This is a genomic window from Tetzosporium hominis, from assembly GCF_002265435.1.
Classification (GTDB): domain Bacteria; phylum Bacillota; class Bacilli; order Bacillales_A; family Planococcaceae; genus Chryseomicrobium; species Chryseomicrobium hominis.
On record NZ_NOKQ01000368.1, the window covers coordinates 1 to 260 of the forward strand.

Genomic DNA, 260 nt, shown 5'->3' on the forward strand with positions numbered 1-260 from the left:
ATTTATTTCATCTGATGCGCAGGTTCAAGATTCGCTTGTGAACGAAGGCTGTGTTGTATATGGAAATGTGTCTCACTCCGTTCTTTTTCAAGGCGTGACTGTCGGTAAGCAAGCGACTGTTAAATCATCCGTCATAATGCCGGATGTGACGATCGGCGAGCATGTAGTGATTGAAAATGCCATCGTTCCTAAGGGTCTGGTGCTGCCGGATGGCGCAGTGATTCGATCCGAAAAAGACATTCAGGAGGCGCTGCTCGTTT

Annotated in this window: 1 protein-coding gene; it reads left to right on the forward strand. The window is 47.7% G+C overall.

Going from position 1 to position 260, the window contains the following annotated elements:
- Nucleotides 1-260, forward strand: a 260-nt coding sequence (locus tag CF394_RS15340; protein ID WP_500691231.1) for a GlgC family sugar phosphate nucleotidyltransferase, incomplete at both ends; no start/stop codon positions are given.